A 21,083-nucleotide genomic window follows, 5' to 3' on the forward strand; every position below is an offset into this window, starting at 1 on the left:
ATTACCTAATGATTCTTCTAAACCTAAAAAGAAAAAATCCATAACTACTAAAAATATAAATATCTACGATATCTATATTTTACAAAAGTTCATAAGTTTAATGAAAGATTAAATCAACAGTCTTTCAAAGTTAAAACTTACATCTTTAAAGAAATTTTGAATTCTTCTATAGTTTGAAGATATTTTGTTATTGTTTTTAAAGTGGACAGCTATTTTTGATAGATTGACCGTTTGTGATGATATTAATCCAAGTAATAGATTGCTAAAGCAATCTATTCTTGACTTGTGCCAATTGAATATTTCAGATAGACTTCCTCTTAGCTGATTAAAGTACTTTTTCATCTTTCGCAAATAATGAATATATAAGGCTTTAATCAGTCCTTTCAATATTTTTTATCGTGTACAGAGGCTAATTACTTTAATTTCTTGAATACCCTAGATTTAATAATTTTCAACAAATTTTTATTCTTTTCTGCCTCAAGCAAATCTTCAAGTAATTTGATATACTCGTTACACTCTTTGATTGTAGCATCCCTAGATGCCAACTCAACTCTCTTAGAATCAAGTTCTTTAGCAATTGGGCTTTCACTATCAACCACAACTTCAGCTAACATACCTATAACCTCTTGTGCATCAATACGACTATAATTCTTTAAAACCAATTCCGAAAAGCGTTTAGGAGAAATTTTCTGTATATCACTATAAAATAATTCATAAAACTTAGGTTTATATTTCTTATCAAAAATATTAGCAACTTTAGCAGAAGCCGCTAAGTTTTCCATAGCCTGACCTTCAACTGAATTTTTATTCCACTCGCCCTGATCATGAACTCGCCATACAGACATTACTTCATTAAAATATTTAAATGGTCCAAAATTCAAAAATACCAAACTCATGTAAACATCCCCTCCGGTATGAAAATATCCTTCAACCGAGGCTCTAAACTTTCTATCATACCTATAGACCCATGAGCTAGTTTGAAAATAGCAATTACCTAAATACTCCTCGAATGTATACTCGGTCTTTCCCTGAGGAGGGACTGACACCAGTTCTGCCTCTTTACCATTCCTCAAATATCTACTAGCATGTGCAGAAGCCACAAAATGAGGATTTCGCTCAAGAAAATCAACCTGCTTTTGAAGTTTTAAAGAATCTGTCCAATAATCGTCACCATCGCAAAGAGCTATATACATAGCCTCAATATTCTGCATGATTCTAGGTATTTCTCTAGGTATCATTGTAATACCCTTACTCCATTGATTTTCTTTCTCAAATATTGGCTTTATAATACTTGGATATTTAAGCTGGTAATCTTTTATTATAGTTACTGTTCCATCTGTAGATGCATCATCTCGCACTATTATATTGAATGGAAAGTCTGTTTGTTGCATAAGAAAACTATCCAAAGTCTGACCTATGAATTGCTCTTGGTTATATGTCTGGCAGAGTATAGTTACCATATTGCCCTTATTAACATTTCTCCATTTGCTTATAATATTGTCCTCACTTCTTAACACCATAGATCCTCTAAATATAAATTATAATATCAATAATTATTGTAACATAAGCTTCAGCATCTTTTGAAAAGATCATATATTTATAGCAAGAAAAATCTTGGATTTAATAATTTTATTACGGTAGAATTTAGGTATTTAAACCTATAATTTCGTACATTAATAATGCTACCCATATTACACAACAAAGGTTAAATGTAATTATGTCATATTATACAAATGAAGAGCTTTACTCACTTGGGTTCAAAAATCTTGGCAAAAATGTGAAAATTAGCCGAAAAGCAAGTATCTATAATCATGATCAAATTGAAATTGGTGATAATTCAAGAATAGATGATTTTTGTGTTATCTCAGGAAAATTACAAATCGGCAGAAATGTTCACATAACACCTCAATGCTTAATTGCCGGTGGAGTCGAAGGGATTATTTTCGAGGATTTTACTACAGTTGCTTATGGAGTTAAAATTTTCACACAATCAGATGATTACAGTGGGGAGACCATGACAAACTCAACTATTCCTAAAATTTACAAAAAAGAATTATTTTCTAAGGTAACATTAAAAAAACATACAATTATTGGAGCTGGCTCTATAATTATGCCAGGCGTTATTTTAAATGAAGGTACTTCTGTTGGAGCCATGAGCCTAATTAACAAATCAACCGAAGCTTGGACAATATACGTAGGATCTCCAGCAAGAAAATTAAAAAACAGAAAAAAAGATTTGTTAAATCTTGAGAAACAATATACAAAAATCGAGAAACTATCATGATTAGATTTAATATCCCCTATCAATTTGATAACTCATTCAAAGAAAAAGAAACTTGTGGTGATAATAAATATACAAAGCTATGCCACAAATGGTTTGAAGATAAATTTAAGTGCAAAAAAGCTCTATTGACTACATCTTGCACCCATGCTTTAGAGATGGCTGCCATTTTGCTTGATATAAAAGAAGGTGATGAAATAATTATGCCTTCGTATACCTTTGTATCGACAGCAAATGCATTTGTTTTACGAGGTGCAAAAATAGTATTTGTTGATATTCGTCCAGATACCATGAATATAGATGAAACAAAAATAGAAGCTGCTATAACAGCAAACACTAAGGTTATTGTTCCAGTTCATTATGCGGGTATTGCATGTGATATGGATAGTATTATGACAATTGCCAGAAAACATAATCTCTTTGTTGTTGAAGATGCTGCTCAAGGTGTAATGTCTAGCTATAAAGGGAAGGCATTGGGCACCATAGGTGATATAGGTTGCTATAGTTTTCATGAAACAAAAAATTACTCCATGGGTGAGGGTGGGGCAATTATCATCAATAATGATAAATTCATCGAGAGAGCTGAAATCATAAGAGAAAAAGGAACAAATAGATCTAAATTTTTTAGAGGACAGATTGACAAATACAGTTGGGTTGATATAGGCTCTTCTTATTTACCAAGCGATATTTTAGCTTATTACTTGTATACTCAACTAGTAGTCGCCGATAGAATTAATGACAAGCGTTTAGGTTTATGGCAAAATTATTACACTAGTTTAAGATCACTCTCTGATAAAAAAATTATTGAATTGCCAACCATACCCGATAATTGTCAACATAATGGACACATGTTTTACATAAAAGTTAAAGATTTAAAAACGAGAGATAAATTAATTGGATTTTTAAAAGATAACAATATAACAGCACCTTTTCATTATGTTCCTTTGCACAGTTCTGAATATGGCAAACATAACACCAGATTCACAGGTAAAGATACTTTCACAACAACCGAAAGTGAAAGACTGTTAAGATTACCTCTATTCTATGATCTTGAACTAGAAACAGTTAAATATATAATAAAAAAAATAGAATTTTATTTTTATAACAATTAATTATTATAAAATTTTTTTCAGTGAATTTTAAATATATACACGCCCCCTATGAAAATTAAGTTATCTTCTAAGGAAAGTAGAAAAATCAGTAGAGTGAATTTTGAAACAAAAACTAGTGATCTTTGACTTTGCTGACACTATTGCGACCCTATCGCCATCAAAAGAAGAGCTACTTCACAACTTTATTTCTTATGAGATAGGAGGAATAGATGTCAGCTTATCTAAAATTAAGGAGGTTTAACACTATGCTTGCAATATTTTTTCACATAATTCAATTAATATAAAAAAATAAAGAAGAAAAAAAGATTTTTAAAACAGATATAACAACTCACTATTGATTATGCCTCCCCACTCAGTACCACACACAGAACACACCTTTGATGAAAGCTTATATGTTAATGAAATATTAAAAATCAAAGATCATTTTGATTTTATTGCAGTATGTATACACAGCTCATGTTATAAAAAAGGTCTTTGGGTCAACTCTTTTAAAAAGGCTGGAATACCTATCATTACAGGAGCTAATGCAGATGATAAATTTGGTCTTGTAAGAATGAATAGAATATTTAAACACTTCGAATACATGACTACCAATATTATTGGCTCACACGTCTTATATGCTGCATATACAGGATGTAAAGTATCAATATATGGTACATATCAAACATATTCGAAACAAGACTTTGTTGACGATCCTATTTTAAAAAGATTTCCATTTCTTCTTGATCATAATTTTGAACAAAATGAGTACAAGAATATAGTAAAAACATTTCCCTTCTTATTTACTCAGCCCCAGCTAGCCACACAAAACGTTGAATGGGCAGAGAAAGAAGCAGGTAAGGAGAATATGATTCCTATAAAATACTTGGCTGCATTTCTTCGTGGCTCTGATGACTTTTCTCAATCTACTGAATTACAAATACAACAGTATAAAAATTTCATAAAAGATAAAGATAAAGAGATAGACCTACTTAAACAATACATTATACAGCTTGAAAGTAACAAGTGGTATGATTTTGGACAAATGGGCTTAAAAGGTAAAGTATTTTTTTCTATTAGATACTTCTTTAAAAAGATTAGATTTTTAAGAAAAAAATCTTAAGTAAATCATAACATACCTACATAGTCTGGGAACTTTAATTAATTTTTAATTAATTACTAAGCATTTCTGACAAAGTCTAATTAACATTCATAATTAACTATTCCAAGAACTGCGCACTTTACTAAACATACTTATTAAGTCTTCATGAACATTATATAGCATTTTAATCTTCTTATTAGGAGAGATCACCACACTGAAGTCATCAACAACATATCTATAACTAGCAAAAACACAATATTCTGTTAATTCCACAACTCTCACAAAAAACAACTCCTAAACAGATCATGTTCAATATAAAAAGTTAATCTTCTCAAATTCATAGATTATTTACTCCAAAGAGTGAAACAGTCATTAATATGCTTGACAAATTTACCAACACCTACTTGGTACTCATCTTGACCTGATAGATCTTTTTTTAAATTAGGATAAGCTATACCAAAACCATAGACATTTTCAACTATTTCACCATTTTCTTTATTATAGTCTCGATTATTATTTCCATTAATTTTAAGTTTTCGTCTTTCAAAACCTATTGAGTAAATAGCTTTATTGACTACTGGTAAATATCTTTTAAGATTATGCTCACTACACTTCACTCTAATTAAATTCGTTAATAAATTATTTTCCAAAAACTCTCTTGACCATTCAGCAGCTACACCCTTTAAACCAGTATTATCATTTACAATACCATCTGGGGTATCAACCGCATATTTTATATCTTCAATATAAAAATTAACAATCTTTTTGACATTGTTTTCAACTAACGACTTAAGAATTAAAATAGCTGAATGTGACGATCCAAAAACTGCAACAATATCATCTACCGATACCACTTTAGATAATCTACTTGGATCGAGAGCAATATCCAAACCGATCTCTTGTACATCTTGATATAATGCTTTCTTCGGCTCAGCGCCAATTGCAACTATTGTTTTATTGCTTGTTATCTTTTGACCATTATCTAATGTTATAGTTACACTTTGGTCAGTAGATTTCACATCTATAGCCAACTGATTATATATATTTACCTTAGTTATCAATACTTTTGTTGAATGTTCAAGAGGTTTTACAATATCACTCAGATAACAAGTCTGATCTTCTGGCATTTTAAAAATATCAAAATCACTTTGTCTTTTTTTCAAATCAAAAGAATCATAAGTCAGTAAGAACTCTTTAACCCTCTTTACAGAAGTATTACCTGAAACATTGCGCCATTTTTTCCCTAGATCACCAACACAGAAATCCGAACATATCCAATGAATATTTTTACCATCCACATTCTCATCCAGAAGCTTAGCCACAGCTATTATTCCAGCTACTCCACCACCTATTACAGCCCACTCTTTTACCATAATCAATCCTTAACTATAATACCTTTGAACTTTACTCACAAATTTATCCAACTCCTCTTTTAATAAACTATTAACTCCAGCTGCAGCCTCTCTACCACCTCCGGTGGCGAATTGTGAACAAATATCAGCCGCACCAAATGGTTTATTTTTTGGAGCTCTTAGACTTATTAGACAATTACCATTGTCTTTTATTGTTGCAATTACTATAGCCTTATTACGATACTTATTTGCTAAATCATTACCCAAAGTCCCACTAACTCTTCTTGCCCATGGATGATTAGGAAGTTTAACTAGCTTGACATTATCAAAATCCTGGATATCTAAATTATCTAGATTTTTACTGTCATTTTCATAGCCATCTCTCAATTTATAAAAGCAAGAATGTTTATCCGCAATCACATCAAATGGAGTCTCATATCTCACTAACTCATGATATAAATCAGCTGGATGATAATACAAATCATCAATCGCACTACCATAACCATTATAGTTAATCAGCATCCCTAGCTCTTTTAGTTGAGCTTTTTGCTCACTATTTAGTTTAAGCAAATCTGCCTCATTGTCTGCCACATGATGCAAATTATCACCATACGCTGCTACAATTGCCCAAAGATGATATTTTTTACCTAAACTTTCACTAACTAATAATGCTGTACAAACATCTGCCGCTGTATTTATATGAGCTTTTAGTTTTGGATTTGAGATTAGCTTATCAGCCTGATGATGATCAAAATAAATTATTTGAGTGACATATTTTAGTAGCCTTTCTATATCTTGATAATTCTTATCATATGATATATCTAATACTGTCACAATTGCGTCATTAGCATCCTGATTAGAGAGATTCTTACATAGAGAAATATCTCTTTTGACTCCTGTTACTAGCCTATGATTATTACTAGCTACTGGCAATGCCTTGCGTAGCTGAATAAGTGATAATATCCCATCGGCATCACCGTTAAAAATATCTATATACATTACATATACCTTAGATTTTATTATTTGAAATTAGATAGTCAAAAATCTGCTTAGCACAATCCTCTACAGACTTTGCTTGAGTTAGGATATGTATATCTGAAGCAATAGACTTTTGATATGGTGATGTTATGCCTGTGAAATCTGCTATTTCTCCTGCTCTTGCTTTTTTATACAAACCTTTGGGATCTCTATTCTCACACTCTGATAATTCGGTATCTATATAAATTTCAATGAAGTTATTTTTGCCAATAAGCTCTCTTGCTTGCTCTCTATCGGATATATATGGCGAAATAAAAGCTGTACTAACTATAATCCCAGCATCTACAAAAAGCTTAGCAACCTCAGAAATACGTCTAATATTCTCGATACGACTAGATTCATCAAAACCTAAATCTTTATTTAGCCCATGGCGAACATTATCCCCGTCTAGCACATAGGTATGATAGCCTTTTTGATGTAGCATACGATCAACAGCATTTGCGATAGTTGACTTACCAGAGCCACTTAAACCCGTATACCAAAGCACTGTGGCTTTATGATTTTTTTGCTTAGCTCTTTCATCAGCTGAAACGCTAGTATCATGCCAAACGATATTTTTACTCACTTATATCTCCATTAATATAAAGGATAAATTATAGGTATCATAACACAGCAGGATACTACATATACGATTGAGACTGGCACCCCAGTTACGATAAAGTCCCGCCACTTATAGTTTGCAGCATTCATTACCATTAGATTAGTTTGATAACCATACGGAGTCAAGAAACTTGCAGATGCTGCGAACGCCACCCCAAGCACCACTGGAAACACATTGATACCAACACCTAATGCTAGATTATATGCAACCGGAAACATCAATGCAGCAGCAGCATTATTGGTTATAAACTCTGTCAACAATATTGTCGTGATAAAAATCCCTACAAATATAACTATGGCAGAATGTCCTGCTAAATATATGCGCGAAAAATCAGCAATAGTAGCTGCTAAACCAGTATTATCCATACTCGTTGCAATACATAATGAACTAGTCACTATCAACCAAACTTCAGTAGGGAAGCTATTTTTGATCTCATTAATAGATACACTCTTAGTTAATACCAAGATACCTAATAATATAAGCATCCCTGAAAACAGCGAATCCCCAGAAAAAACAGAATAAACAATAACAGCAATAAAACCAAATATTACCAAAGCCTCGCGCCAGCCTGTAATCACTCTTTTAGGCTCCACCCCTTTTATGACCAGAAAATTTTGGGATATATTAGCTCTACTTCTAAAATCATCGCCTGTAGCCAATAACAAAAAGTCTCCAGCTTTGATAATTAGCTTGCCAAGCTTACCAGAAATTTTTTCACCATCTCTACGTACAGCAACTACAGCAGCATCAAATTTTGATCTAAACTCAATTTCTTTGAGACTTTTACCAACTATACTCGAATCTTGCTTAACAAGAACTTCTGTTAACTGAAAAGTATCAAAGCCCTCTGTTTGAGCATATAACCGCAAACCATCAAACTGATTTAATATCGAAACTTTTTGGATATCTCCAGAAAATAATAACTTGTCTCCCTCTGCAAGAATATCATGGGGTTTGACAGGACACATCCTATCACCACTCTTGGTTATAATCTCAGCAAGGAATAAGTCCTCGAGATGTCGTAATCCAGCTCTTTCAATACTTTTGCCAATAAGTGATGATTTAGCAAGCACTTCGGCCTCAACCATATAGCTATTATAGCTATTAATTTGTGGTTCTTTTTTGGGCAGAAATTTACTAGTAAAATATAATGTTATGCAACCGAATACAGTTACCACAGCTCCAACAATTGTAAAATCAAAGAAACCGAAACCTTTAGATCCAGTCGCAGCTGAGTACATACTACTGACAACTAGATTTGTTGAGGTACCAATTAATGTCAAAGTACCGCCCATAATAGTTGCATATGACATCGGTATCAAAAGTCGCGATGGTAGAACTGCTTTTGAGTTATTAATAGCTTTGATAAGAATAGCTACAACTGCGGTATTATTTAGCACAGACGATGATATAGCTGAAATACCCAAAACCTTTATTAGGGTTTTTTTCTCCGTCTTGGCAATCAGTAGATTTTGTAACTTGCGTAATACACTTGTTTTTTCAATCACTGATGCAAGTATCATGATGATTACTAATGTAACCAAAGATGCATTAGATGCATTACCCAATAGCTCTTTTTGGTTAACCCAACCAAAAGCAAAACAAGCAAACATCACCACACCAAAAATCATCAATGTTTTGTGCTGATAAAAGCAAAGCAACACAAGCATAACAATAATCATCAAAAATAGTAAAATAGCACTCATATAGCTAATCTCTTAAATTTTTAGCACCCCAATGAGGAAAATGCTTACGAATAAGAGCATTTAATTCTAACTCAAACTCTGAGTAACTATGAGCATGATCTCTAAGCTCTCCATCAGCAAGTGGTTTGATAATCATACCAGCACCAACAGTTGCATTAGACAATCTGTCTATAACTATGAATGCTCCTGTAGCTCTATTTTTTTGATAATCATCAAAACAAACAGGCTCTGACAATTTTAGCTCAACTGCACCTATTTCATTTAGATCCAATTTACCACAATCAATATCTTTGAGTGTGTTTATATCTGTTTTGTAATTAAACTTATGTACCGAGCCTGTCACTTGCTTAGTCAAAAACTTGACATAATAATCTTTATTTTCTACTAGTGGTTGCTCATGCATCCAAACGATATGTGCTTTGATGTTAGATGACACATGTGAGATAGAATCCTTATGAACAATCATATCACCACGACTAATATCAACCTCATCATTTGTTGTTAGAGTCACGGCTTGCCCAGCCTCTGCAAATTCTAGGTCTCCATCAAATGATACTATCGACTTAATGGTAGTAATCTTACCACTAGGCATAACTCTGATAGTATCTCCAACACTGACTTTGCCAGATACTACAGTCCCTTGGAAGCCTCTAAAATCTGAGTTAGGTCTACTCACTAACTGCACCGGAAAACGAAACTCGTCACTAACTGATTGTTCTATCTTCAAAGTTCCTAGATAGTGAATTAGTGCGGAGCCTCTAAACCATGGCATATTTTCACTTTTAGTCACTACATTATCGCCCTTTAGCGCTGATATCGGTACAAACCTAATATCTGGTATCTCAAGACTTCCTGCTAGTTTTAGATAATCATCTTGGATTGCCTTATAAACTTGTTGCGAGTAGCCTACTGCATCCATTTTATTCACAGCTACTATCACATGCTTGATACCTAAGAGTGAACAAATGAAACTATGTCTACGAGTTTGAGTTTGTACTCCGTTCCTAGCATCAACTAGGATTATCGCCAAATCACAGTTTGATGCGCCTGTTGCCATATTACGCGTGTACTGTTCATGCCCTGGTGTATCAGCTATGATAAATTTACGCTTATCAGTAGAGAAATATCTATATGCTACATCTATGGTGATACCTTGCTCTCTCTCAGACTGTAAACCGTCGACAAGTAATGCTAAATCAATATCATCACCTTGTGTACCAACTTTCTTACTATCTTCTGTAATAGCAGCTAGCTGATCCTCAAATATCATCTTACTATCATGTAAGAGCCTTCCAATTAAGGTACTCTTACCATCATCTACACTTCCACATGTGATAAATCTCAGCAATTCTTTTTGCTCATGTTGTTTAAGATACTGTTCAATATTTGTCGCTATTAAGTTTGATTGGTGTGACATTTTTGCTCCTTAGAAATAAGTATTGAGTTTCCAGCGTTCAGAACTTAGAATTTTGATTTTAGTTTATATTGAAGTCCTACAATCATTTTTAAAATCTCTTCAATTTCCATCTTCCAACTTAAAACCAACCTCTTTTTCAATGTATGTTATTTCAATACCAGTATATATTTGTGTTATTAAGTCTGCAGATGATCCTTTAGCTATTTCAAGAAATCTTAGTTGCTCTTTTATAGATTCTTTCTCCATACCCTCTGCAATATTCGAAGCAATAGATAAACTACTTTTTGTAATTTGGTCTTTAAATCCAAAATCTTTACATTGTACAAAATATTTATAGATATCTACACTAACTCTAGAACTTCTCTTCCAGACATCTAAATTTTCACATCTCATAATAAAATATCTCTGAATTCTTAACTCTGAAAACTGAGCTCTATTTCTAACCGAAGATTAGAAATACCCCTCAATTTTCTTCTTTTCCATAGATCCAGAACTATCTTTATCTATAGCTCGACCTTGGCGCTCAGATGTTTTGGTTAGTAACATTTCTTGGATAATCTCTGGTAGAGTATCAGCCTCTGACTCTATAGCTCCAGTTAGTGGATAACAACCTAATGTCCTGAATCTAACTTTTTTATTTACAGCCTTTTGTCTTAGTTCAACAGGTGTTCTATCATCATCAACCATCATCAAGATACCATCATGTTCAACCACTGGTCTTTCTTTGGCAAAGTATAAACTTGGGATCTTGATATTCTCCATATAAATATATTGCCAAATATCTAACTCTGTCCAGTTTGAGAGTGGAAAGACTCTGATACTCTCACCTTTGTCTACCATACCATTATAGATATTCCATAGCTCTGGTCTTTGGTTTTTAGGATCCCAGCGATGATTTTTATCCCTAAATGAAAATACTCGCTCTTTAGCACGCGATTTCTCTTCATCACGGCGAGCACCGCCAAATGCAGCATCATACTTACCTTTATTTAAAGCTTGCTTGAGTGATTGAGTTTTCATAATATCGGTATGTTTTGCACTACCATGTGAGAATGGCCCTACACCCTGGTCAATCCCATCTTGATTAATATGTACCAAAAGCTCAAAATCATACTCTTTTGCCATACTATCTCTAAACTCTATCATCTCCTTAAATTTCCATGTAGTATCAACATGAAGCAAAGGAAATGGAATCTTACCAGGATAAAAAGCCTTACGCGCCAAATGAAGCAATACTGAAGAGTCTTTACCTACAGAATATAGCATCACAGGATTCTCAAATTGTGCAACTACCTCTCTAAATATCTCTATTGACTCATTTTCAAGTTTTTTTAGATGTGTTTGCATGGTAAATAAATAATTTAAATACAATAGCTATTAATTATACATACTAACATTTTTTTTTGAAAAAAAATTAGATCGTGTCCTACAAAAAATATAGATTAATCAGGATTATCAAATTGCACAACTTAAATTAGGACTATTATGCTATTTTTCAACTTTTTTACAACCATCCAACTTATACTTAGCGCAATTGAGTTACGCTACTTAGACTTGCAAAACTTTACACTTAGCAATAGAATGTTGGATTACTTTAGCTTGCCAAATCAATGGTCATGAAGAATATTAAAAATATAGATAGTCTAAGAGCTTTAGCAGTAATCTCTGTTGTATTATTCCACTTAGATGTAAGTTGGGTCAAATCTAGTTTTTTAGGTGTAGATATCTTTTTTGTTATCTCTGTTTTTTTAATCACTAGAATAATTATCAAAGATTTAAGTAATGATAGTTTCTCTATAAAGAATTTTTATCTCAGAAGAATGCGAAGAATACTTCCTGCGCTAATAACTGTTTTAGTTTTCACAACTATATTTACTTGGTTAATTTTATTACCACAAGATTTAAAAAAGGGTCTAGATAACTTTAGCTTGTCAAAAATCATTGATGGAGCTATATTTTATCTATGTTTGGATGGTATAAAAAACGTTCGCATATTTCAGATGCTAAAATTAGAGAGATTTTGAAGTGTTTCTGCTTGGATTTAACAGCGACAAATACGAGTAAAATAACTAATGTTAGCAGAGTAACAATTAACCGCTATTTTGATAGATTTCGTAAAATAATTCTATTATCTGATGAAAAATTCTTAGCATCTACTGGAGAGTTTGAACTAGATGAGTCTTATTTTGGAGCTAAACGAGTACGAGGTAAGCGTGGTCGTGGAGCTGTAGGTAAAACACCAGTACTTGGTGTTTTAAAGCGAAATGAAAACAATAAAGTCTATGTTTCTATTGTGCCAAACTGCTCTAAAGAGTCCTTAATGCCTATAATACAGGGCAAAATACTCGAAAACAGTACAATCTATACTGATGGCTGGAAAGCATATGATGGACTAATTCTTAACGGTTATGATCACTACCGAATTTATCATTCTCACAATGAGTTTGCTCGTGGTAAAAACCATGTTAATGGTATAGAGTCATTTTGGTCTTTTTCTAAAAGAAGACTTGCTAAATTTAATGGATTAAGTGATGATAAGTTTGTCTTACACTTAAAAGAGTGTGAGTTTAGGTGGAATAACAAAGATAATGATTTATATAAAATCATGTGCTCTTTAGTAAGAAAATTTAGTACTAAAGTTATCTAGACCCATAAATAAATAATTAGCTACTAATTTACGAATAAACTTTCATATTTTAAAAGAATGCTGAATTGTACTAGCAAGTTAATCTTCTTAACGCATGACAATATTATACTTAAATCAAAATTCACTTGCATATAATTTACAGCGTAGACATAAAAAGTATTTTAATACTATAGATTTTTAAAGTATTCAATAAAATCTGTTTTATACGGATTTATAAAGTATGTGCTTACATCATTTCTATTTTTATAGAAAGTTCTCATTTCTTGAGTAATCTGTTCCCCATTTTCAAAAATACCAAAGAACCACCAACGGTCTGGAATATTTTGCTCGGCAAACCTCTCTTTTACTAACCTCTCATACCACTTCCATAACTCATATACTTCCACATTATCTTTCGCATACCTAGATGTCATAGCCTCTCCAACAGGACCAAACTTAGTAAAATGATAAAACCGTAATAAATATTTTTTATTAACGAGTATCTTACCATCTTCAGTTATAGAAATTTTCCTTTTACTAATATTCCAACTAGCTACATTATACCCAGGGTCTTTTAAAATCTTAACATTTTCAAAAAAAACTGGAACATGATCACACCATCTTTGATCAGTAAAAAGACCATTACAAACATCATCATAACAATACTTTAACAGTCGGTCACTCCACCACTTTGCAAACTTTCTGCCTTCTTTCCTAGTACTAATTGCAACAAAACCTAGGTTATATATCCCATACTTTAAAGAACCAATTTCATTGTCTAATATTGCCATATCATTTTTATCTGGCTCTAATTGATGAGGCGTTAGAATAATATCATAAACATCTAGTAAATCTGCGATAGGTTTTAATGTTTCAAATACCGCAATATCAGGATCTAGATATATTATCTTATCAGCACCACTATTAGCAAGTAAATCTAGCACCGGGCCTTTAACAGCAGTACACATTTCAACAATATTATGTTTAAACATCCAAGACTTAATATTATCAACATCTAAATCTTGTCCCCATATGACACTATCAAAATACTCCTCATCCAAATTTAGCTTAAAGCCCAAAGGTTCTTTATCTGTAATTAAGGCTACAAAATCCCAATCAGGATGAAACCTCTTAAAACTCCATGCCAAAAGCCTTGCCTTATCGATATAACTAAATGTGAAGCTTGTGAAACAAATTACCTTTTCCATAATTAACCCCTACTAGTTATCAATGATGCTGTAATATTACTCGACAGTAATTTCTTTTCATTATATACTTCAATCTCATCCATCAAAGTCTCAATTTTGCCACTATCAAAACCAGTCATAAGTTCTTGTTCATCATTAAAAACAATTCCACAACTTTCTGTTTCCACTAAAGAGGCAATATTTCCACTATTTTTATTAGTTATTATGCTTGCACCAGCAGCGAGAGCCTCATATGCTACAATATTATAAGTTTCAGGCCACGTGGACCATAAAAATGCAATATCTACACACTCATTAGCTATTGATTTTTGCATTAAATTAAAGTCATCCTTATTAGCAGATACCTCTACAAATTTAATCTCTCCAATAAAATCATGTATATTTGATCCTATGTGGATAAACTCATACCTACAATCATCTTTAAACTTATTATATAATTCTTTAAATATATGCCAGCCCTTGTGAAATACCGAATGCCCAATATAGGCAATTTTAATACTTTTAGACTTATCTCTATTGCGTACGTTTATTGTAGTCGATACACTCCTATGATTTAAAACTGATATTTGATTATACTTATAATTGCTTTTCTCCATCCATAAATTTCTTGCAAATATGGATGGTGCTAATACATCAAACGATATATTATCAAATAGCTCTGCGATCATGGATATATGCTTTTTCCTTTTCTGCCCATAAAAACATATATTGCATGCTTGAGAAGCATAATGAGGTGCTCCACAGTATGAGAGAGAATTTCTTAACAAATTATACCCTTCACAAATAGAAAAATAATCATGAATCCAAAAAAAACTTTTTCTAAAAGCTAGAAGTTTAGATATTTTTATTATAGTCTCTACACTATGCCCTAAAAGAGAGTGAACTATAAGGTATGAAGTGTTTTTTTTCAAAACCTCTAATGATTTTAAAAGCTGAATAGAATTAAAGGCACCTATAGATAGTCCATTTATAGTTATATTTAAGTTATAATTTTGATGATTTAATAAATAACTTCTAACTATTGATGGAGAAAAATGGATGTAGACAATATCATTTTCATTCAGATGTTCCTGCTCATCCAATATACACAACTGAACTCCCCCAACATGTTTAGCATAATTATCATGACTAAATGATAAAACAATTTTTTTATCAACTAATGTCTCTAGTTTGTCATCAAGAACTAAAGTATTATCATAAAGCTTAAGAGAATCTTCAGACCTATGTCTTTCTAAATTATATAATATATCTTTTTTATATCCTATTTGTTCCTTTATAAAATCAACTTTATCATTTTGATGGCTATCCGTACTATCTGTAATTTCATAATCTATAACGATTTCTTTTTCTTCTTTTTCTTCTGTGATGACTTTTTTATTCTTAGTTACAATAAAGTGTACTAATGGGTTGAGATCTCCTACATCATTGTCTTCAAGATATTTATTTGTATTAAAATTAGGACTTGGATTATAACTTTCTTTTACTCCGTATCTCAAATAATGCATAATTGGATCAATATCTCTAACACGGACTTCAGGATATTTAAAAAGATAATATTTATAATCAAATAAATCACTACCTTTAATTATTCTACTCCACTTTTTATATCTTAGATATTTTTTTATCATTTTAGAAATACCTTCTTTATTCTTCTTAATATTTTTTTAACTATTCTAACAGGTTTTGATACTTTCCAGCTAGTGCTTGTGTATACCTCAGTTAACTCACTCTCTAATTGAGATACATATCTATTTCTAGCCTCTAACTTAGATAATGTCTGCTTTAACTCATAGCTCACCTTATTCAATTTAAAATCTTTTTCACTTAAGTCTTGATTTCTTTGAGCTAGCTTTTGATCCTTTTGAGCCAACTCTTGATCCTTTTGAGCCAACTCTTGATCCTTTTGAGCCAACTCTTGATCCTTTTGAGCCAACTCTTGATCCTTTTGAGCCAACTCTTGATCCTTTTGAGCCAACTCTTGATCTTTTTCAGATTCTTTACTTTTGAAATCATCAATTATGGTCAAAGCAGAATCAGCTATATTAATAAACTGAAAGTTTAATACTAGCTTTTTTAACCCTTCAAAACACGATACATCAAGATATATTTGAGGATCAGAATCGTCGAAATAATAAACACTGTCACATACATAAGAAGCATTTGAATAACATACCGAAGCTTCTATATCATCACAAAAAATACTGTTTATCTTGACAATACATGAGGTAGTTAAGGGGTCAATTCTTATTTTGTTAACAGTATCATACTTGCTTAAATCAAATATTATTTCTTGACTTTGGCCGTTTTGCAAAACATCAAAACATATAGAATCTACTTCGTCGTATCCATTTCCAGAATTAATATATCCTTGGATATAACTTCTGGAATCACTTATTTGATGATACTCTTCACTCCAGAGTCTAACCTTGTATTTGGCAGCCTCACCTTCTTTCAGCACCATCAAAAGATTATCGTTATAAAAAATTTTTTTATAATCAAATAACTCATCCATTAAAGCTTCGCATTCATTAACAATGCAACCTTGGTTAAAGTTATTTTTCATTTCCAATATGCTTTTTACAATTTTTGGAGCAATATCTTTGGGATTTATCATCGGTGAGTTATGATGCTTCAATCCTTGCTCTAAGAATTCTGATATCAGATTTTCATTATCATTATACTTACTTCTAAAATTTATATTCAATTTCAGAGTCATATATTCAACAACAAATAATGTATTAGATAAGAGATCATCAAAACTAACAAAAACTCTATCATACAATCTACTAAATTTTTCTGCAAATAAAAAGTGATAAGCCCAAAGTAACATCGCTTTATTTATAGACATACTATTTCTTTTACTTAATGACCTAGCAACCTCCAGAGGATTTCTGTATGGAATAATAATTTTTATATCAACATCAAGTGTGTTTAAAGCCTTCTCCCATAATGGAAACAACAAACACATTCTAGGATCCTTAATAGCAAATATTGTTGAAGTTCCAAACTCTTCTCTTATGAGATTAATTAAATCATCAACATAACACTGTAAGTTCTTTAGTTTATCAACACTAAAAAATTCATCATCCCAACTACTATCAATAGAGCCAAGCATTTTATCATTGAACTGTTGAATTCTAGAATTTTCAAAATAACCCTTTTCATTGTCATCATCACCAACAGTAGTATTGCCAAGATACACATCCAACATACTCAACAGTCCTGTCAATGCAGAAGTACCACTTCTATGCATACCTAATACTAAAATACATGTTTGTTTATTACTCATTTCACTCGCTCCTTCAAAATTCCTCTAATCATGGCTATATCGACCAACTCATGTATAAATATACACTCTCATTATTCAACATTTACATCTACTTTTATTTTAAAGTCTATGGGGCCTATAGACTGAGAACGATCTTCATTATCCAACACTCTAAAACAATAAGAGTCCAATATTCTATGCATAAAACCACTTTCATTACGAACTCCACAATTAAAAAAATATTCCCCCGAAACTAAATTACACTCCCAATACCATTTCATTTCAACCTTATGACTAGTTACTTTTGTATATTTCAATCTCTCAGGATAATGTCCACCACCATACATATAACCTGATACATTTTTAATCATCATAGCAGCTAAATAACTACCTCCTAAATCTCTGAATAAGATATCGTAACAAAAAGCATAACTAACTCCTTGAGTCAAAACATTAACCTCTTTGCCTTCAACGGTAGTAATCTTCACATTACTAATTTTTGCGCCTTTCTCTTCATAATATACTGTCGACTGAGGTTTCAAAGAAGGATCATAAAAATCTTCTATAATCTTAATATTTTGCTCTTCTTTGACACTATTTTCGAGGTTGCTGTGTTTGTCATCAGCTGATTTTTTTATTTCTTTATTTTTAGAATTTTTCAATTCTGTAAATTCTTTTATGATTTGATCTCTATCGACTTTAGCCTCATCGAAATGCTTCATATATAGACTTGTTACTAACTTAGGACTTCCATCAATTATATAGTCTCCCTTACTAAGCCAAATTGCTCGATCACAGAGATTAACTATACTTTGCTCACTATGGCTTACAAAAAGTATAGTAGCTCCACTATTTTTGATTTCTTCCATTTTTGCAAAGCACTTCCTCTGAAATGCAGTATCACCAACCGCCAATGCTTCATCAACTATCAAAACATCAGGTTCTATATTTATAGAAACTGCAAACGCAAGTCTTGCACTCATACCACTACTGTATGTCTTAACTGGCTGATGTATATGCTCTCCAATATCTGCAAAATTAAGTATATCTTGAAGCCTAGTCTCCATCTCTTCTCTTGTTCTACCATTGAGCATACCATACAGATAAATATTTTCCATGCCTGTATATTCAGGATTGAATGCACCACCTAATTCAAGAATTGCTGATATCCTGCCATTAACTACAACGCTACCACTAGTAGGAGTTAGCACACCAGTTATCATCTTAAGCAATGTTGACTTTCCACTTCCATTTCGACCGATGATACCAACAACCTCACCTCTTCTAATTGTAAAACTCACATTATTGAGCGCAAAAAAGTCATGATGATATTTTTTTTTGAAAGGATGTATAGATTCTTTAAATCTATCTACATGATTATCATAGAGTTTATATGACTTTGTTAAATTTTTAATTTCAATTGCTATATTATTTCTCATCTTACAACACATCCGCAAAGTGAGGCTTAAGCTTTCTAAACATTGACATTCCTAAAATACATACACATATAAGCAAGACCCAATTGTAAATTGTTACAATAGGCTTATCCCAAAACCATATATGATTGATCATACTATCTCTATAACCATTAACTATATAGTATGCAGGATTTAGCTCCATTATATATTGATATCTCGCAGGCATCATACTTAATGGCCACATAATAGGTGTCAACCAAAATAGAAATTGAATTATAACTGCTACAATTTGCCCCACATCTCTAAAGAAAACTATCACCGAACTAGTAAACCAAGAAAGCCCTAAAATGAAAACAAAGGCAAAAAGCGTATAGTAAGCTACTTGCAACCAATAGATTGATGGATAGTAACCATACAAAATAAACATAAAAAATAGAAACAATACAAAAAACAAATGAATAAAAAAAGCTGACATGATAGGTACTATCGGCAGTAATGATACTCTAAACACTATTTTACTTACCAGATACCGATTAGCAATAATGGCACCACTTCCACCGGATACAGCTTCAGCAATAAAAAACCATGGTATCATTGCTGACATCAACCACAGTATAAAAGGGATCCCTTGCACAGGCTGACTCCTAAAACCAACAGAGAAAATAAACCACATTATCAATATTGTCACTAGAGGCTGAACAAATGCCCAAATAATTCCAAAAAAATTATTGAGATACCTATCTTTTAAATCAGTTCTCGACAATGACAATAGCAAATATCTATTAGCATATATTTCTTTTATAAATTTTAGATATTTCATATAAAATTAGTTATCCCAAATAAAACTCAATAGTTTCTTTAAACATTTTCTCAAAGTCTTGTGATGGTTTCCAACCTAACTCATTTTGGATCTTACTATTATCTATAGCATATCTCCAGTCATGTCCTTTTCTATCTTCGACAAATGATATTAATCTATTATGTGGAGCATTCTCTGGTTTGTACTCATCCATTAGCTTACATATAGTATTTATAAGTGTCAGATTATCAACCTCATTAATACCTCCTATATTATACACTTCGCCTATAGTGCCTTTTTCAACTACTGTTTGTATAGCATCACAATGATCTACCACATACAGCCAATCACGAATATTTGAACCATCTCCGTATACCGGAATAGGCTTTTGGTTAATACAACTATTAATCACAACTGGTATCAACTTCTCAGGATGTTGATATGGTCCATAGTTATTTGAGCAATTTGAAATCGTAACTGGTAATTTATAAGTATGATGATATGCCCTAGCAATATGATCAGACCCTGCCTTAGATGCTGAATATGGAGAGTTAGGCTCATATGCCTTTGTCTCTGTGAATGCCGGATCATCTTTTGATAATGTACCATACACCTCATCTGTAGATACATGATGGAACTTACAATTAGTTTCATCTAACCCTAACTCATCTAACCAATATCTTTTAGCACAATTTAAAAGTGTAAATGTACCTATTACATTCGTCTCTAAAAATACCTTAGGATTAGCAATTGAGTTATCTACATGAGATTCTGCTGCAAAATGAACTATAGTTTCAATATTATGATTCTTAAGAGTTTCATACACTAAAGTCTCATCACATATATCACCTTTGATAAAAGTATGATTATGCTCATTTTCTAGATCATTCAGATTATCTAAGCTACCAGCATAAGTAAGCTTATCATAAGATACTATTTTCACATCATTATATCTTGATAACATCATACGCACATAATTACTACCTATAAAACCAGCTGATCCCGTTACTAATATGTTTTTAGGTTTATAGTCCATTTATATATTCCTTTATTAGTTTAAATATTATTTTGATATTTTAAAACTTTATAGAGTAATTATAGCTTATTATTGACTATTAGTTAATCGTCAATTAATTTCATAAGTGAATTTTAAGTTATGCATTACAACTGAGTAAG

General features: G+C 32.0%; 21 protein-coding genes and 1 pseudogene. 6 read left to right on the plus strand and 16 right to left on the minus strand.

The window, feature by feature from the left end:
• Positions 1-117: 117 nt before the first annotated feature.
• Positions 118-342: pseudogene (locus F3D57_RS05675) on the minus strand (hypothetical protein); the annotation flags it as partial.
• A 71-nt stretch (positions 343-413) separates the two neighbouring features.
• On the minus strand, positions 414-1,517 hold the full coding sequence (locus tag F3D57_RS05680) for a glycosyltransferase (protein ID WP_191092356.1): 1,104 nt from the start codon (positions 1,515-1,517) through the stop codon (positions 414-416).
• A 200-nt stretch (positions 1,518-1,717) separates the two neighbouring features.
• Here F3D57_RS05680 and F3D57_RS05685 point away from each other — a divergent pair, with 200 nt between their 5' ends.
• From F3D57_RS05685 to F3D57_RS05695, 4 genes are all read left to right on the plus strand, one after another.
• On the plus strand, positions 1,718-2,284 hold the full coding sequence (locus tag F3D57_RS05685; RefSeq protein WP_150465520.1) for an acyltransferase: 567 nt from the start codon (positions 1,718-1,720) through the stop codon (positions 2,282-2,284).
• Complete coding sequence (rffA, locus tag F3D57_RS05690; protein WP_150465521.1) at positions 2,281-3,393, plus strand: dTDP-4-amino-4,6-dideoxygalactose transaminase; 1,113 nt, start codon at positions 2,281-2,283, stop codon at positions 3,391-3,393. The genes F3D57_RS05685 and rffA overlap by 4 nt, the downstream gene beginning before the upstream one ends.
• A gap of 100 nt (positions 3,394-3,493) precedes the next feature.
• Complete coding sequence (locus F3D57_RS10225) at positions 3,494-3,634, plus strand: hypothetical protein (RefSeq protein ID WP_191092357.1); 141 nt, start codon at positions 3,494-3,496, stop codon at positions 3,632-3,634.
• Between the two features lie 99 nt (positions 3,635-3,733).
• Complete coding sequence (locus tag F3D57_RS05695; RefSeq protein ID WP_150465522.1) at positions 3,734-4,495, plus strand: hypothetical protein; 762 nt, start codon at positions 3,734-3,736, stop codon at positions 4,493-4,495.
• Positions 4,496-4,588: 93 nt separating this feature from the next.
• Here the strand turns inward: F3D57_RS05695 and F3D57_RS10230 are convergent, their stop codons facing one another.
• From F3D57_RS10230 to cysD, 8 genes are all read right to left on the minus strand, one after another.
• The gene (locus F3D57_RS10230; RefSeq protein WP_191092358.1) at positions 4,589-4,756 is read right to left on the minus strand and encodes a hypothetical protein; all 168 of its coding nucleotides are present in this window, start codon (positions 4,754-4,756) and stop codon (positions 4,589-4,591) included.
• 62 nt (positions 4,757-4,818) lie between these two features.
• The gene (locus F3D57_RS05700; protein WP_150465523.1) at positions 4,819-5,847 is read right to left on the minus strand and encodes a pyridine nucleotide-disulfide oxidoreductase; all 1,029 of its coding nucleotides are present in this window, start codon (positions 5,845-5,847) and stop codon (positions 4,819-4,821) included.
• Positions 5,848-5,856: 9 nt separating this feature from the next.
• Complete coding sequence (locus F3D57_RS05705; RefSeq protein WP_150465524.1) at positions 5,857-6,825, minus strand: DHH family phosphoesterase; 969 nt, start codon at positions 6,823-6,825, stop codon at positions 5,857-5,859.
• Positions 6,826-6,835: 10 nt separating this feature from the next.
• A complete protein-coding gene (gene cysC / locus F3D57_RS05710; RefSeq protein WP_150465525.1) occupies positions 6,836-7,429 on the minus strand; it encodes an adenylyl-sulfate kinase in 594 nt (197 codons plus the stop codon).
• A gap of 11 nt (positions 7,430-7,440) precedes the next feature.
• Positions 7,441-9,171 (minus strand): SLC13 family permease, encoded by a 1,731-nt coding sequence (locus F3D57_RS05715; protein WP_150465526.1) that lies wholly within the window; start codon positions 9,169-9,171, stop codon positions 7,441-7,443.
• Positions 9,172-9,175: 4 nt separating this feature from the next.
• A complete protein-coding gene (gene cysN, locus F3D57_RS05720; RefSeq protein WP_150465527.1) occupies positions 9,176-10,588 on the minus strand; it encodes a sulfate adenylyltransferase subunit CysN in 1,413 nt (470 codons plus the stop codon).
• 99 nt (positions 10,589-10,687) lie between these two features.
• Positions 10,688-10,981: a four helix bundle protein gene (locus F3D57_RS05725; RefSeq protein ID WP_224728158.1), complete on the minus strand. Its 294-nt coding sequence runs from the start codon at positions 10,979-10,981 to the stop codon at positions 10,688-10,690.
• A 57-nt stretch (positions 10,982-11,038) separates the two neighbouring features.
• The gene (gene cysD, locus F3D57_RS05730) at positions 11,039-11,935 is read right to left on the minus strand and encodes a sulfate adenylyltransferase subunit CysD (protein WP_150465528.1); all 897 of its coding nucleotides are present in this window, start codon (positions 11,933-11,935) and stop codon (positions 11,039-11,041) included.
• 269 nt (positions 11,936-12,204) lie between these two features.
• On the opposite strand from cysD, the gene F3D57_RS05735 reads away from it, so the two are divergent.
• Positions 12,205-12,612: an acyltransferase family protein gene (locus F3D57_RS05735; RefSeq protein WP_411961499.1), complete on the plus strand. Its 408-nt coding sequence runs from the start codon at positions 12,205-12,207 to the stop codon at positions 12,610-12,612.
• Entirely contained in the window at positions 12,552-13,235 is a 684-nt protein-coding gene (locus F3D57_RS05740; RefSeq protein WP_150465529.1) for an IS1595 family transposase, read from the plus strand. The genes F3D57_RS05735 and F3D57_RS05740 overlap by 61 nt, the downstream gene beginning before the upstream one ends.
• Before the next feature lie 167 nt (positions 13,236-13,402).
• On the opposite strand, the gene F3D57_RS05745 is transcribed toward F3D57_RS05740, so the two are convergent.
• The 6 genes from F3D57_RS05745 to rfbB all read right to left on the minus strand — a co-directional run bounded on the left by F3D57_RS05745 (position 13,403) and on the right by rfbB (position 20,943).
• Positions 13,403-14,422 carry a hypothetical protein gene (locus F3D57_RS05745; RefSeq protein WP_150465530.1) on the minus strand — a complete coding sequence of 340 codons (1,020 nt, stop codon included), beginning with the start codon at positions 14,420-14,422 and terminating at the stop codon, positions 13,403-13,405.
• Positions 14,423-14,424: 2 nt separating this feature from the next.
• Positions 14,425-16,050, minus strand: coding sequence for a glycosyltransferase family 4 protein (locus F3D57_RS05750; RefSeq protein WP_150465531.1), 1,626 nt, complete (start codon positions 16,048-16,050; stop codon positions 14,425-14,427).
• The gene (locus F3D57_RS05755; RefSeq protein ID WP_150465532.1) at positions 16,047-17,711 is read right to left on the minus strand and encodes a sulfotransferase family protein; all 1,665 of its coding nucleotides are present in this window, start codon (positions 17,709-17,711) and stop codon (positions 16,047-16,049) included. The genes F3D57_RS05750 and F3D57_RS05755 overlap by 4 nt, the downstream gene beginning before the upstream one ends.
• A gap of 71 nt (positions 17,712-17,782) precedes the next feature.
• The gene (locus tag F3D57_RS05760) at positions 17,783-19,129 is read right to left on the minus strand and encodes an ABC transporter ATP-binding protein (protein ID WP_191092359.1); all 1,347 of its coding nucleotides are present in this window, start codon (positions 19,127-19,129) and stop codon (positions 17,783-17,785) included.
• A 1-nt stretch (position 19,130) separates the two neighbouring features.
• A complete protein-coding gene (locus F3D57_RS05765; protein ID WP_150465534.1) occupies positions 19,131-19,928 on the minus strand; it encodes an ABC transporter permease in 798 nt (265 codons plus the stop codon).
• A 10-nt stretch (positions 19,929-19,938) separates the two neighbouring features.
• Positions 19,939-20,943, minus strand: a complete 1,005-nt coding sequence (gene rfbB, locus F3D57_RS05770; protein ID WP_150465535.1) for a dTDP-glucose 4,6-dehydratase — start codon at positions 20,941-20,943, stop codon at positions 19,939-19,941.
• Positions 20,944-21,083 lie beyond the last annotated feature (140 nt).

Origin of the sequence: Francisella sp. SYW-2 (assembly GCF_008711475.1) — a bacterium.
GTDB classification, from domain to species: Bacteria; Pseudomonadota; Gammaproteobacteria; order Francisellales; family Francisellaceae; genus Francisella; species Francisella salimarina.